The sequence below is a fragment of the Gordonia sp. (in: high G+C Gram-positive bacteria) genome (genome assembly GCF_020438995.1).
In the GTDB taxonomy this organism is placed as follows: Bacteria; Actinomycetota; Actinomycetes; order Mycobacteriales; family Mycobacteriaceae; genus Gordonia.
The window spans coordinates 1-14,244 of sequence record NZ_JAGQTN010000084.1; the positions used below are offsets into that span (position 1 = coordinate 1).

Below are 14,244 nucleotides of genomic sequence, written 5' to 3' on the forward strand. Positions count from 1 at the left end.
CTCAAGGCCACCCAGGAAGACCCGTGGCGTCAGTTCGCCCGCACCCACGCCATCGGTCAGATCGTGCCCGGCAAGGTCACCAAGCTGGTGCCGTTCGGTGCGTTCGTCCGCGTCGACGAGGGCATCGAGGGTCTGGTCCACATCTCCGAGCTGGCCGAGCGCCACGTCGAGGTGCCCGATCAGGTCGTGTCCGTCGGTGACGACGCGATGGTCAAGGTCATCGACATCGACCTGGAGCGTCGCCGGATCTCGCTGAGCCTCAAGCAGGCCAACGAGGACTACACCGAAGAGTTCGACCCGTCGAAGTACGGCATGGCCGACAGCTACGACGAGCAGGGCAACTACATCTTCCCCGAGGGCTTCGACGCCGAGACCAACGAATGGCTCGAAGGCTTCGAAACCCAGCAGAAGGAATGGGAAGCCCGCTACGCCGAGGCCGAGCGTCGCCACAAGATGCACACCACCCAGATGGAGAAGTTCGCCGCCGCAGCCGCCGAGGCCGCTGCCGCACCGTCGGACTACTCGTCGTCCTCCTCTGAGGGTGGCAACCGTGGCGGATCGTCGTCGTCCTCGACCGGCGCATCGTCGGGCGGTTCGCTGGCGAGCGACGAGCAGCTCGCCGCACTGCGCGAGAAGCTCTCGGGCAACGCCTGATCGCATCACCGCATAGCAACAGCGCCCCGGCTCACCACGAGCCGGGGCGCTGTTGTCATCGGCGTACCGACACGTACCACTGTGATCGCGGACATACCGGTCTGCCAGACTGGACGGCGTGATCAGAGTGGGATTGACCGGGGGCATCGGCGCGGGCAAGTCGACCGTTGCCAAGACGTTCACCGACCGGGGCGCGTACCTTATCGATGCCGACAAGATCGCCCGCGAGGTGGTGGAACCGGGATCGGAAGGCCTGCGCCAACTGGTGGACGCCTTCGGGCAGGAGATCCTGGCCGCCGACGGATCGCTCGACCGGCCTGCGCTCGCGGCGAAGGCGTTCTCCGACGACGAGCAGCGGCAGAAGCTCAACGCCATCACCCACCCGCTGATCGGCGCGCGCACCCAGGCGCTCCTCGATGCTGCGCCCACGGATGCGATTGTGGTGCAAGACATCCCACTGCTCGTTGAGAATCATTCGGCACCGTTCTTCCATTTCGTGGTGATCGTCGGGGCCGACGAAGAACTGCGCGTCCACCGGCTCACCACCTCCCGCGGCCTCGACGAGGCCGATGCGCGCGCCCGGATCGCCGCCCAGGCCACCGACGATCAACGGCGCGCGGTCGCCGACGCCTGGCTCGACAACTCGGGTACACCGGAGCAACTCGCCGACGCGGCGGCGCGGCTGTGGGATGAGCGGCTGGTCCCGCTCGAAGCCGCGGTGCGACTGGGGCAGGTCGTGACGCCGGACCCGGCGCTGGTCGCGCAGGATCCCGACCAGGCATCGCTCAGCTCGCGCCTGACCAACCGGCTGTGGGCACTGTGCGGCGCCAACGCGACGACGGTCGAGGTGCGATCGAGCGACCCGGTGACGTCTGTGCACGTGGTCGCCCGAGACGACGACGCAGCGCTGGCGATTGCCCGGGCCTTGCCGGCCGGTGGCTTCGCCGCCGCGGCGCCGGGACAGTTCATCTCGGCCGATGCCGGTCGGCCCGCAGCGGTGAGCGTCACCACGTAGGCCCGATAGCCGGTCAGCGCTCGAAATCGAGCCAGGTCAGAGGATCACCGACCTGCGCGTCGAGCCAGTCCTGAACGCGGTGATCGTGGTCGGCCGCACCCACCAGCGCGCGAGTCGCCACGAACACCGCCTCCTGCGCATCCGCGGTACTGAGCAGGCCGGCCGAACAGGCGTCGAACAACTCGTCGACGTCGATCAGCTCGAGCGGCCGCGGCGGCACGTCGACCAGGTCCAGATACCAGTCGGTGGCATGCCAGCGACCGGCGTCGTCGGGACCGCGGAACCGGCCGACATCGATATAGAGACGCTGCCCCGGCCGGTGTCCCTCGGTGAAGTGAAAGATGTTGGCGCGCAATCCCAGCGCAGGGAGCAGCCACGTCTGCATGTGATTGAACTTGGCGTGGTCGGCCGTCCGCGACATGTACAGGCCGTACGAAGTCTCGCGGTACTCCTGCACCGGACGCACAAAGCCCTTGTTGTCGGTGTTGGTCATCGCGGGGACGTCGAAGACCTCGTACTTGGGCGGGTGCACTGCGTCGGTCATGGTCGAAACCCTATCGGGCGGGTCTGACGACTGCTGAGGAACGAACCTGTCCTAGATCGGGTTTACCCTGGCGCTATGGCGTTTGCAGCAGAACATCCGGTGATCGCGCATTCCGAGTTCCGGCCCGTCGGCGACATCGCCCGCACCGGCGGGGACTTCGAGGTGGTCAGCGAGTACGAGCCGGCGGGCGACCAGCCACAGGCGATCGACGATCTCGAACGGCGGCTGAAGGCCGGGGAGAAGGACATCGTGCTGCTCGGTGCGACGGGTACAGGTAAATCGGCTACCACCGCCTGGCTCATCGAACGGGTCCAGCGGCCCACCCTGGTGATGGCACCGAACAAGACCTTGGCCGCGCAGCTGGCCAACGAACTGCGTGAGATGTTACCGGGCAACGCCGTCGAGTACTTCGTCTCGTACTACGACTACTACCAACCCGAGGCGTACATCGCGCAGACCGATACCTATATCGAGAAGGACTCCTCGATCAACGACGACGTGGAGCGGCTGCGGCATTCGGCCACGTCCAATCTGCTTTCGCGGCGTGACGTGGTGGTGGTCGCGTCGGTCTCGTGCATCTACGGTCTGGGTACACCGCAGTCCTATCTGGACCGGTCCGTCGAGCTGTCGGTGGGGCAGGACGTCGACCGTGACGCGCTGCTGCGGCTGCTGGTGGACGTGCAGTACACGCGCAACGACATGTCGTTCACGCGTGGCGGCTTCCGGGTCCGCGGCGACACCGTCGAGATCATCCCGTCGTACGAGGAACTCGCGGTGCGCATCGAGTTCTTCGGTGACGAAGTGGAGGCGCTCTACTACCTGCATCCGCTCACGGGAGATGTCGTGCGGGAGGTGGATTCGCTGCGGATCTTCCCGGCCACGCACTACGTTGCGGGACCGGAGCGGATGGAGAAGGCGATGGCCGGCATCGAGGAGGAGCTTGAGCAGCGCCTCGCCGATCTGGAGGCCAAGGGTAAACTGCTTGAGGCACAACGACTTCGGATGCGCACCAGCTACGACCTGGAAATGATGCGGCAGGTGGGATTCTGCTCGGGCATCGAGAACTACTCGCGGCACATCGACGGCCGTCCGGCCGGTAGCGCGCCGGCCACGCTCATCGACTACTTCCCCGACGACTTCCTGTTGGTGATCGATGAGTCGCATGTGACGGTGCCGCAGATCGGCGCGATGTACGAGGGCGACATGTCCCGCAAACGCAACCTCGTCGACTACGGATTCCGGCTGCCGTCGGCCGTCGACAACCGGCCGCTCACCTGGGACGAGTTCGTCGACCGGATCGGGCAGACCGTCTACCTGTCGGCCACGCCGGGGGCGTACGAGCTCGGACAGTCCCAGGGCGAGTTCGTCGAGCAGGTGATCCGGCCCACGGGCCTGGTCGATCCCGAGGTGATCGTCAAACCGACCAAGGGGCAGATCGACGACCTGATCCACGAGATCCGGGTGCGCACCGAACGTGACGAACGGGTGCTGGTCACCACGCTCACCAAGAAGATGTCCGAGGATCTGACCGACTATCTGCTCGAACTCGGTATCCGGGTGCGCTACCTGCATTCGGAGGTCGACACGCTACGCCGTGTCGAGTTGCTGCGTCAGCTGCGCACCGGCGAGTACGACGTGCTGGTGGGCATCAACCTGCTCCGCGAGGGCCTCGACCTGCCGGAGGTGTCGCTGGTGGCGATCCTCGACGCCGACAAGGAGGGATTCCTGCGCAGCACCACCTCGCTGATCCAGACGATCGGCCGCGCCGCCCGCAACGTGTCCGGGCAGGTGCACATGTACGCCGACAAGATCACCGACTCGATGCGCAATGCCATCGAGGAGACAGAGCGGCGCCGCGAGAAGCAGATCGCCTACAACACCGAACACGGCATCGACCCGCAGCCGCTGCGTAAGAAGATCGCCGACATTCTCGATCAGGTGTACCGGGAGGCCGAGGACACGGTGGCGGTCGGCGGTTCGGGCCGTAACGCGAGCCGGGGCCGTCGTGCCCAGGGCGAGGTCTCCAAAGCGAAGGGCAGCGCCGGGGTGATCGAGAAGCGTGACACGTCGGCGATGCCGCGTGCCGAGTTGGCCGATCTCGTCGGCCAGCTCACCGAACAGATGATGAGTGCGGCCCGTGACCTGCAGTTCGAACTGGCAGGCCGGCTACGCGACGAGATCGCCGACCTGAAGAAGGAACTTCGGGGTATGGACGCGGCCGGTATCCGGTAGTGTCCCCGGCAAGTCATGCCATGGTGGTCCGGGAGTCAGCGGACACATGGTCCGTTCTGGATGACTATCGGCGTGCCGATGTGCTGATCGCCACGAATCGGCGACAAAACTGTTACCCTCCCGCTACTGTCGCGAATCAAGGGGTTCGTCAGGCGGGCATATCCACCTGGCACTCCAGCCGGTCGACCGGCCGGTGATAATCGACCTATGGCGACAAGCCGAGCTATGGAGGATATGGATGAGCGCATACCAAACGATCGTCGTCGGCACCGACGGTTCTGAGTCGTCGCTGAGGGCGGTGGAACGTGCGGGTGCTTTGGCCGGGGACGGCAAACTCGTCATCGCATGCGCGTACCTTCCCAATGACCGGGGACCGGGCGAGGCTGCCGACATCTTGAAGGACGAGGCCTACCAGATCCAGGGCTCCACGCCCACTGAAGAGGTGCTGCGGACGGCCAAGGAACGTGCCGCCAAGGCCGGCGCCGTCAACGTGGTGTTGCGTCCGGTCAAGGGCGCCCCGGTCGACGCTCTGCTGCAACTGGTCACCGATGTCTCGGCCGACCTGCTGGTTGTGGGCAACCGCGGACTCAACTCGATCGCCGGACGTCTGCTGGGTTCGGTTCCCGCCGACGTCGCGCGTAAGTCGGCCTCGGACGTCCTGATCGTCCACACCACGTAGGCTCTGCCCGTCTCAGGGCAGATCTGACAGTTCTTCACACAGCGGCTCGTCGTGCACAACGACGAGCCGCTGTGTTGCGCGGGTGAGAGCCACGTAGAGGTCGCTGTGACCGCGTGGGGACTGCCGCAGGATCGCCGCAGGTTCGACGACCACCACATTGTCGAACTCGAGGCCCTTGCACGTCGTCACCGTCAGCACCCGCACATCGGCGGTTGCCGCGACACCGGTGTCGAGCGCGGCGATGATGGGGGCGCATTCGTCGTCGGGTGCGATGACCGCGGTCAGGCCCGGCCAGTCGCCCAGCGCCCCGACGACCGCCGCGGCCAGCGGCGAGCCCATGACCGCATACGGCTCTATTCCGTTGCTGCGCAACGATGTCGGCGGCGAGTGTTCCGGATTGATGTGGTGCAGAACGCGATTGGCGTAGCGCGTGATCTCGGCGGGAGTGCGATAGTTGACCGTCAGCTCACGCAGCTGCCACCGCTTGGCCACGTACGGTTCCAGCACGTCCTGCCACGATCGGGTGCCGGCGAGATCGCCGGTCTGGGCGGTGTCCCCGATGATCGTCATCCAGCGGTTGGGAATCCGCCGCATCAGCATCCGCCACGCCATCGCCGACAACTCCTGCGCCTCGTCGACGATCACATGACCGAACGCCCACTGCCGGTCGCCGACGGCGCGTTCGGCGGTGGTGAGATTGCGGCGCCGGGTCTGGCGCTGTGCGAGTTGTTCGGCGTCGATCAGGTCGTAGGCCATCAGAATCTCGGGATCGAGGTCGTCCTCGAGGTCCTGCGGTGCCGAGCCGGTCAGGATGTCGAGCGCCTCCTGAGCCTCGGCGAGCTGCCTGCGCCAACGGGCCTGCTGCTCTCGCTCGTCGTCCTCGGTGCCGAAACCGATGAGCTCGGCGATCTCGTCGAGCAGCGGGACGTCGGCAGGGGACAGGTCGGCGCCCTCGGGTCGTGCCGCGGTGGTGCGGTGGAGGGCATCGCGGTCGAAGTCGGACCAGCCGGGGGAGGCCCGACGGATCGCGGCCGGATCGCCGTACAGATCGCGCAAGACATCGAGGGGCGACAGCGTCGGCCAGAAGCGCAGCAGTTCCCTCCGAATATCGGGGTCCTGTGCCATCTCGTCCCGGATGTCGGAGATGTCGCCGGGACTCAGGAGCTGCGAACCGTCGATCAGGCTGGCGCCGATCGTTCGCGCGTGGGCGTGTGCGAGGCCGTCGAGCCCGGCCCGCACGAAGATCCGCTGCGCCTGATTGTGTGCCTTGCGGGAGCCACGGGCCTTGGCGCGGGCCGTTTTCACCAGATCCGAAGTGATCTGCACCTCGTAGGTGTCGAACGTGACCGGCACCGGACTCGATGGCAGGGACTGGTAGGAGCGCACCGTCCGTTTGATCACGTCCACCATGCGCAGATTGCCCTTGACCGCCATGGCCTCGCGGCTGTCGGTGGCCCCCGCGCTCACCGCCGGGAACAAGTCGCCGATCGTCGACAGCAGAACCCCCGACTCGCCCAGCGACGGCAGCACCTGACCGATGTACTCGAGGAAGTCGTCGTTGGGTCCGACGATCAGGATTCCGCTGCGCGACAAAGTGTCCCGATGCGTGTACAGCAGGTACGCGGCACGGTGCAATGCCACCGCCGTCTTGCCCGTTCCCGGGCCGCCCTGGATGACGGTCACACCGCGGTGCGTCGACCGGATGATGATGTCCTGCTCGCGCTGGATCGTTTCGACGATGTCGGTCATCTCGCCGGTGCGGGCGGCGTTGAGTGCGGCGACCAATGCCGACTCGTTGACCACATCACCGTGCGACGAGGGATCAGCGCCGGCGCGATCGCCGGTCAGGTACTCGTCGTTGACAGCCCGTACCGTGCGGTTGCGAGTCCGGATGTGGCGCCGCATCTCCACCGATTCGGGGGCTGCCGGGGTGGCGAGATAGAACGGGCGCGAGAGGGGAGCGCGCCAATCGAGCAGCAGGGTGCTGTCGGCGTCGTCGTCATCGAGGATGCCGATGCGCCCGATACGCCGGATCTCGCCGTCATCGAGATCAAGTCGGCCAAAATACAGATTGTGTTCGGCCGCATCGAATTTGGTGAGATCCTCGGTGTACAGGCGTTCGTACGACTCACGTTCGGACAATGCCTGAGGGGAGTCGCCATCCTCCCGCAGGGCTGCCGCGAGCCGCCGGTTGGTCGTGGCACGCATCCGGTCCAGACGCGCATACGTCAGGTCGAGATGCTCCTGCTCCACTGCGACGGGCGACACAGAGATCACCCCTGAGTCAGAACCGTCGGCTGTGCCGAGATCGTCGTGCTGGGTGGTCACCGCTGATCCGGGCCCATCTGAGACGCACATTCGATCCAGTTTACCCGCGAATCGGCCGTACCCCGGCGAGACGAGTTCCTACCAGCCACGCTCGCGCCACTCGTCCAGGTGCGGCCTTTCGGCTCCCAGCGTGGTGTCCTTGCCGTGCCCCGGGTAGATCACGGTGTTGTCGCCGTAGCGGCCGAACAGTTTCTCGGACACGTCCTCCAGGAGAATCTCGAAGTCACCGTCCTTCCAGGTCTTGCCGACCCCGCCGGGGAACAGACAGTCGCCGGTGAACAGGTGCACGGTGAAACCACCCCCGTCGCTGCGCTCACCCCGATCGCCGTCGGTCAGCGCCAGCGCGATCGATCCAGGGGTATGCCCCACCAGGTGGATAGCATCCAAGGTGAGGTCGCCCACGACGATCCGGTCGCCGTCGTCAACGAGGCGGTCGGGGGTGACGGGAAGCTCGGCCGCGTCGAGACGACCCGCCGCTGTCGGCACCTTCAGGGCAGCCGCGACTTCGGTCAATGCCTGCCAGTGATCGAAGTGGTGATGCGTCGTGAACAGCAGCGCGGGGCGCCCGCCGGTGGCGGCCACCGTCGCGAGAATCCGGTCCGCGTCGTTGGCGGCGTCGATGATGAGTTGGTCGCCGGTCGCGCGGCTGGTCACGATGTACACGTTGTTGTCCATCGGGCCGACGGACAACTTCACGATCGTCGCCGAATCCAGCGTGCGCCGTTGCGGATCGGGTGATTGTGACAGGTCACCGGTGTATGTGTCGGAGATGGCTGTGGGCTGCGTGCTCATGTGGTCAGGTTATCCCGCGGAGCAGCACCCGATGCGGGGTACAGTGGAGAGCCGATCGCACGTCTGTTCGCCTAGTGAGTTGAGGAAGTGCCAGTGGTTGACCGTCTGATCGTTCGCGGGGCGCGCGAGCACAACCTGCGCGGAATCGACGTGGATTTGCCACGCGAGAGCCTGATCGTCTTCACCGGGCTGTCCGGGTCGGGCAAGTCGTCGCTCGCGTTCGACACGATCTTCGCCGAAGGCCAGCGCCGCTACGTCGAATCGTTGTCGGCCTATGCCCGGCAGTTCCTCGGGCAGATGGACAAACCCGACGTCGACTTCATCGAGGGTCTGTCGCCGGCGGTGTCGATCGACCAGAAGTCCACCAATCGCAACCCCCGCTCCACTGTCGGCACCATTACCGAGGTGTACGACTACCTGCGTCTGCTGTACGCGCGGGCGGGTAAGGCGCACTGCCCCGAATGCGGCGAACTGATCGCCAAACAGACCCCGCAGCAGATCGTCGACCAGGTGCTGGAGATGGGTGAAGGCACCCGGTTCCAGGTACTCGCGCCGGTGGTGCGCACCCGCAAGGGCGAGTTCGTCGACCTGTTCGCCGAACTGCAGACACAGGGTTTCTCACGTGCCCGCGTCGACGGGGTGGTGCATCAGCTCACCAGCCCGCCGACGCTCAAGAAGCAGGAGAAGCACGACATCGAGGTGGTCGTGGATCGTCTCGTGGTCAAGGCGTCGGCGAAACAGCGGCTCACGGACTCGGTGGAGACGGCGCTGCGCCTGGCCGACGGCATCGTCGTGCTCGACTTCGTCGACCGCGAGGAGGACGACCCGGACCGCGAACGCCGCTTCTCCGAACGCATGGCCTGCCCCAACGGGCATCCCATCGCCATCGACGACCTCGAACCGCGGTCGTTCTCCTTCAACTCGCCCTACGGTGCGTGCCCGGACTGCGACGGGCTCGGAGTGCGCAAGGAGATCGACGAGGACCTGGTGGTACCCGACCCGGAGCTGTCCCTGACCGAGGGAGCCATCGCACCATGGTCGAGCGGCCACAACGCCGACTACTTCCTGCGCTTGATGTCCGGGCTCGCCGACGAGATGGGTTTCAGCGTCGACACCCCATGGAAGAGGCTGCCGATCAAGGCGCGACGGGCGATCCTGAACGGCAGCGACCATCAGGTGCACGTCAAGTTCCGCAACAGGTACGGCCGCACTCGCTCGTACTACACGGAGTTCGAGGGGGTGATGTCGTTCCTGAGCCGCCGGATGGATCAGACCGAGTCCGAGCAGATGAAGGAACGCTACGAGGGCTACATGCGCGACGTGCCGTGCCCGTCGTGTGCCGGTGCCCGGCTGCGCCCCGAGATCCTGTCGGTGACCCTCGACCATCCTGCGCTGGGGGCCAAGTCCATCGCCGATGTCTGTGCGATGTCGGTGGCCGACTGCGCCGACTACCTCGACGGACTCGCACTCGACGAGCGTCAGCAGGCGATCGCCGGCCGCGTCCTCAAGGAAGTGCAGGCCCGTATCCGCTTCTTGCTCGACGTCGGGCTGGAATATCTGTCACTGGCAAGGGCGGCGGGGTCGCTGTCCGGTGGTGAGGCGCAACGTATCCGGCTGGCCACTCAGATCGGGTCGGGCCTGGCCGGGGTGCTGTACGTGCTCGATGAGCCGTCGATCGGTCTGCATCAGCGTGACAACCGGCGCCTCATCGAAACCCTCACGCGGTTGCGGGATCTGGGCAACACACTGATCGTCGTAGAACACGACGAAGACACCATCCGCGCCGCCGACTGGATCGTCGACATCGGTCCGCTGGCCGGCGAGCACGGCGGTCAAGTGGTGCATTCGGGCAGCTACCAGGACCTGCTCAAGAACCGCAAGTCGTTGACCGGCGCTTATCTGTCGGGCCGGGACACGCTACCGGTGCCCGAGGTCCGGCGGCCGATCGACCGCAAGAAACAGCTCGTCGTCGTCGGGGCCCGCGAACACAATCTGCGCGGTATCGAGGTGGCGTTCCCGCTCGGGGTGCTGACCGCGGTCACCGGCGTGTCGGGGTCGGGTAAGTCGACGCTGGTCAACGACATCTTGGCGACCGTGCTGGCGAACAAGCTCAACGGTGCCCGGCAGGTACCCGGCCGGCACACCCGGGTGAAGGGCCTGGAACACCTCGACAAGCTGGTGCAGGTTGACCAGTCACCGATCGGCCGTACCCCCCGATCCAATCCGGCTACTTACACCGGCGTGTTCGACAAGATCCGCACCCTGTTCGCAGCCACCACCGAGGCCAAGGTGCGCGGCTACCAGCCGGGCCGGTTCTCGTTCAACGTCAAGGGCGGGCGCTGTGAGTCCTGCGCGGGTGAGGGCACCATCAAGATCGAGATGAACTTCCTGCCCGATGTGTACGTACCGTGCGAGGTGTGCCACGGTGCACGGTACAACCGCGAAACCCTTGAGGTGCACTACAAGGGCAAGACCATCTCCGAGGTCCTCGACATGCCGATCGAGGAGGCCGCGGACTTCTTCGAACCCGTCACCTCGATCCACCGGTACCTGCGCACACTCGTCGACGTCGGGCTCGGCTATGTGCGGCTCGGGCAGCCTGCACCGACCCTGTCCGGTGGTGAGGCCCAGCGTGTAAAACTGGCCGCCGAACTGCAGAAGCGTTCCACCGGCCGCACCATTTACATCCTTGACGAGCCCACCACCGGCTTGCATTTCGAGGACATCAAGAAGCTGCTCAAGGTGATCAACGGCCTTGTCGACAAAGGAAATTCGGTGATCGTCATCGAGCACAACCTCGACGTCATCAAGACCGCCGACTGGATCGTCGACATGGGTCCCGAGGGCGGTGTCGGCGGCGGCACCGTCGTGGCCGAAGGCGATCCGGAAGACGTCGCGACGGTAGCCGAAAGCTACACCGGCAAGTTCCTCGCCGAGATCCTGGAAGGGTAGCCGCCGGCGTCGGCTCTGCTCGGCAGATTCGCCTGAGACGGCTCAGGCCCCGCCCATCGACTTGCGGATCTCATCGAGCTTCTTCTTGGCGGCTTCGGTGCGTTTGCGGAGTGCCTCGTCGGCCTGCTGTCCCTTTGTGGAGGACTCGGCGAGGACCTCCGAACCGATCGCGGTGGCCACGCGCTTCTCGATCTTGTCGCGGACGAAGTCGAACGACGGCACCCCGGCTGCGGAATAGTCCGGGTCCGGAAGTGCCGTCGACGCGTCGGCACCGGGAAGCGCCGGTGCGGAGGAGGATGCCATCGGCTGCTCGATGACCTCGGCGTCCACGACGTCGGGATCGGTGCCGCCGGCTGATTCGGGTGTGGTCACATCGTCCAGCGTACGTGTGCGCGGTGTGCCGCCACGGCTATCCGCGAACCGGTCCCGTGTACTTCTCGCCGGGACCGTCGCCGGGCGCGTCGGGGTAGGCGCTCTTCTCGCGGAAGGCGAGCTGCAACCCTTGGAGCCCGTCGCGGACCGGGGCCGCGTGCAGCCCGAGGTCGGCCTTGGACGCATCGACCAGGCCGGCGAGGGCAGTGATCAGTTTGCGGGCCTCGTCGAGATCGACGACGTCGTCGGAGGCACCTTCGGCCAGGCCCAGCTTCTCGGCGGCCGCGCTCATCAGCATCACGACGGACCTGGTGATGACCTCGATGGCCGGAATATCGGCGAGATCGCGGACGTTGTCATCGACGGTCTGCAGAGTCTCGTCTCCGGCACCGACGGCGTCGCCCTCGGGTGTATCCCCTGGTGACGAATAGGAGTTTGAGGTCATGGCTGCTAGACTCCCACAGTACGACCGCCCCGGTTCTTGCCGGGGTCGCAAGTGGAGTTCCGCTCCCACCGTCACGACACGGCGATTCCGTCACCGAAGTTGTACGGTCCGGTTCCCAGCCGAGCCATGTCGCATCGCATCAGGTGTGCGTGGGTTCGGGCCGACAGATGTGTCGGTGAACCGGTCGGTATCGGAGCCCTGTGGACATCTGTCCCGGGGCTCTTGTGCTGAGTGCGCATCTCCTGCGGCCCTGCCGAGCAGCCCCCGGCGGTCACCATGAAAGTTTTGATCAAGGAGGCCCCATCAGCACTGAGACCCGCATCAACGAGCGCATCCGCGTACCGGAGGTCCGTCTCGTCGGACCCAATTCGGAGCAGGTGGGCATCGTGCGTGTTGAAGATGCGCTTCGCCTGGCCTACGAGGCCGACCTGGACTTGGTAGAAGTCGCGCCGGACGCCCGGCCGCCCGTGTGCAAGATCATGGACTACGGCAAGTTCAAGTACGAAGCGGCCCAGAAGCAGCGCGAGGCGCGCCGCAACCAGCAGATGACCGTCATCAAGGAGCAGAAGCTCCGTCCGAAGATCGACGACCACGACTACGAGACCAAGAAGGGTCACGTCGTCCGGTTCCTGAAGGACGGGTCCAAGGTGAAGGTCACCATCATGTTCCGCGGGCGTGAGCAGTCTCGTCCCGAACTCGGATACCGACTGTTGCAGCGTCTGGGCAACGACGTCGCCGAGTACGGGTTCGTCGAGACCTCCGCCAAGCAGGACGGTCGCAACATGACGATGGTGCTGGCCCCGCACAAGGGCGCCAAGACCAGGGTCAGGGCCCAGCAGGAGCGCGGTCCGAGACCGCAGCAGCCGGGTCCGGGCAGCGCAGCACCGACCACCTAGCCACATATCATCGTCGGCCTGCGCAACACCGCCGACGACAGCAGCAGTCCCTGCGAACGAGAACGCACCGGGTGACCGGCGCGCGTTCCCGTTCGCTCGAATGAAGGAATATTCATGCCGAAGAGCAAGACCCACAAGGGCACCGCGAAGCGATTCAAGGTGACCGGCAGCGGCAAGATCGTGCGCCAGAAGGCCAACCGTCGCCACCTCCTGGAGCACAAGTCCTCGCGCCGCACTCGCCGTCTCGACGGCGTCGCCGTCGTCAGCGAGAACGACGCCCCCCGCATCAAGCGCCTGCTGAACCGCTGACCGCGGCCCGCTTGAGACCAGATTTCTGACGAGTTAAGAGGATTTAAGACATGGCACGCGTGAAAAGGGCCGTCAACGCCCAGAAGAAGCGTCGGACAACGCTCGAGGCCTCGAAGGGCTACCGCGGCCAGCGGTCGCGCCTGTACCGCAAGGCCAAGGAACAGCAGCTCCACTCGCTGACCTACGCATACCGGGACCGTCGCGCCCGCAAGGGTGAGTTCCGCAAGCTGTGGATCGCGCGTATCAACGCCGCTGCCCGCGCCAACGACATCACCTACAACCGCTTCATCCAGGGCCTCAAGGCCGCCGGTGTCGAGGTTGACCGCAAGGTGCTCGCCGACATCGCCGTCACCGATCCCGCGGCCTTCACCGCGCTGGTCGAGGTGGCCCGCAAGGCACTGCCGGCAGACGTCAACGCCCCGGCTGCCTGATAGGCGAGTTGTCATAGACAACAACGCTCAACGACCCGCGATGGACGTTCTCAGCGAACGTTCGTCGCGGGTCGTGTCATATGCGAAGCTGCATCGTTCGTCGGTGCGGCGTAACGAGGGACGATTTCTCGTGGAGGGCGCCAACTCGGTGACCGCCGCGCTCGACTCCGGCCGCGCTGTCGTCGTGCTGGTACGGGCCGACGACGCGGAGCGTCACCAGGATGTTGTGGCTGAAGCCGCTTCTCGTGGGGTGGACGTCCTGTACCTCTCGGACAAGGCCGTCACCAAACTGTCCGAGGCGACGACTCCGCCTGGGATCTTCGCGGTATGCGACCTGCTCGACGCCGACTTGGTTGAGGTGCTGGCGGCGAAACCACGCCTGCTGGCCGTGGCCGTCGAGGCCCGCGAGCCCGGCAACGTCGGCACCATCATCCGCTGCGCCGACGCGATGGGCGCCGATGCCGTTGTGCTGCTCGGTGATTCGGTCGACCCGCACAATGGCAAATGCGTCCGGTCCAGCGCCGGAAGCGTCTTCCACCTGCCGATCGTCCGGGAACGGTCGATCACCGACGGCCTGAACCGGATTCGCGCCGCC

The 14,244-nt window shown here is 65.8% G+C and carries 14 protein-coding genes; 9 read left to right on the top strand and 5 right to left on the bottom strand.

Annotated features, from left to right (window positions below; translation table 11 throughout):
- Together KDB67_RS07060 and coaE are read left to right on the top strand one after the other, a co-directional pair.
- The coding region (locus KDB67_RS07060) for a S1 RNA-binding domain-containing protein (RefSeq protein ID WP_291014104.1) at nucleotides 1-654 on the top strand (654 nt) is incomplete at its 5' end.
- A gap of 118 nt (nucleotides 655-772) precedes the next feature.
- Nucleotides 773-1,669 carry a dephospho-CoA kinase gene (gene coaE, locus KDB67_RS07065; protein ID WP_291014107.1) on the top strand — a complete coding sequence of 299 codons (897 nt, stop codon included), beginning with the start codon at nucleotides 773-775 and terminating at the stop codon, nucleotides 1,667-1,669.
- A 13-nt stretch (nucleotides 1,670-1,682) separates the two neighbouring features.
- On the opposite strand, the gene KDB67_RS07070 is transcribed toward coaE, so the two are convergent.
- Nucleotides 1,683-2,213 carry a DUF402 domain-containing protein gene (locus KDB67_RS07070; protein WP_291014110.1) on the bottom strand — a complete coding sequence of 177 codons (531 nt, stop codon included), beginning with the start codon at nucleotides 2,211-2,213 and terminating at the stop codon, nucleotides 1,683-1,685.
- A gap of 75 nt (nucleotides 2,214-2,288) precedes the next feature.
- Between KDB67_RS07070 and uvrB the strand changes: the two genes are divergently transcribed.
- On the top strand, nucleotides 2,289-4,445 hold the full coding sequence (gene uvrB, locus KDB67_RS07075; protein WP_291014113.1) for an excinuclease ABC subunit UvrB: 2,157 nt from the start codon (nucleotides 2,289-2,291) through the stop codon (nucleotides 4,443-4,445).
- Nucleotides 4,446-4,683: 238 nt separating this feature from the next.
- On the top strand, nucleotides 4,684-5,124 hold the full coding sequence (locus KDB67_RS07080) for a universal stress protein (protein WP_291014115.1): 441 nt from the start codon (nucleotides 4,684-4,686) through the stop codon (nucleotides 5,122-5,124).
- A gap of 12 nt (nucleotides 5,125-5,136) precedes the next feature.
- Here the strand turns inward: KDB67_RS07080 and KDB67_RS07085 are convergent, their stop codons facing one another.
- Both KDB67_RS07085 and KDB67_RS07090 read right to left on the bottom strand, forming a co-directional pair.
- A complete protein-coding gene (locus KDB67_RS07085) occupies nucleotides 5,137-7,482 on the bottom strand; it encodes an ATP-binding domain-containing protein (protein WP_291014117.1) in 2,346 nt (781 codons plus the stop codon).
- Between the two features lie 48 nt (nucleotides 7,483-7,530).
- The gene (locus tag KDB67_RS07090; RefSeq protein ID WP_291014120.1) at nucleotides 7,531-8,244 is read right to left on the bottom strand and encodes an MBL fold metallo-hydrolase; all 714 of its coding nucleotides are present in this window, start codon (nucleotides 8,242-8,244) and stop codon (nucleotides 7,531-7,533) included.
- Between the two features lie 93 nt (nucleotides 8,245-8,337).
- Between KDB67_RS07090 and uvrA the strand changes: the two genes are divergently transcribed.
- Complete coding sequence (gene uvrA / locus KDB67_RS07095) at nucleotides 8,338-11,196, top strand: excinuclease ABC subunit UvrA (RefSeq protein ID WP_291014122.1); 2,859 nt, start codon at nucleotides 8,338-8,340, stop codon at nucleotides 11,194-11,196.
- 42 nt (nucleotides 11,197-11,238) lie between these two features.
- Here the strand turns inward: uvrA and KDB67_RS07100 are convergent, their stop codons facing one another.
- Together KDB67_RS07100 and KDB67_RS07105 are read right to left on the bottom strand one after the other, a co-directional pair.
- Nucleotides 11,239-11,568, bottom strand: coding sequence for a PspA domain-containing protein (locus KDB67_RS07100; RefSeq protein WP_291014124.1), 330 nt, complete (start codon nucleotides 11,566-11,568; stop codon nucleotides 11,239-11,241).
- 37 nt (nucleotides 11,569-11,605) lie between these two features.
- Nucleotides 11,606-12,013 (bottom strand): DUF1844 domain-containing protein, encoded by a 408-nt coding sequence (locus KDB67_RS07105; protein WP_291014126.1) that lies wholly within the window; start codon nucleotides 12,011-12,013, stop codon nucleotides 11,606-11,608.
- A 242-nt stretch (nucleotides 12,014-12,255) separates the two neighbouring features.
- Here KDB67_RS07105 and infC point away from each other — a divergent pair, with 242 nt between their 5' ends.
- The 4 genes from infC to KDB67_RS07125 all read left to right on the top strand — a co-directional run.
- Nucleotides 12,256-12,909: a translation initiation factor IF-3 gene (gene infC / locus KDB67_RS07110; RefSeq protein ID WP_291014141.1), complete on the top strand. Its 654-nt coding sequence runs from the start codon at nucleotides 12,256-12,258 to the stop codon at nucleotides 12,907-12,909.
- A gap of 114 nt (nucleotides 12,910-13,023) precedes the next feature.
- Nucleotides 13,024-13,218, top strand: coding sequence for a 50S ribosomal protein L35 (gene rpmI, locus KDB67_RS07115; RefSeq protein ID WP_005178720.1), 195 nt, complete (start codon nucleotides 13,024-13,026; stop codon nucleotides 13,216-13,218).
- A gap of 50 nt (nucleotides 13,219-13,268) precedes the next feature.
- Nucleotides 13,269-13,649 carry a 50S ribosomal protein L20 gene (gene rplT / locus KDB67_RS07120; RefSeq protein ID WP_291014136.1) on the top strand — a complete coding sequence of 127 codons (381 nt, stop codon included), beginning with the start codon at nucleotides 13,269-13,271 and terminating at the stop codon, nucleotides 13,647-13,649.
- Nucleotides 13,650-13,689: 40 nt separating this feature from the next.
- Nucleotides 13,690-14,244: RNA methyltransferase (locus tag KDB67_RS07125; RefSeq protein ID WP_291014138.1), on the top strand; the 555-nt coding region annotated here is incomplete at its 3' end.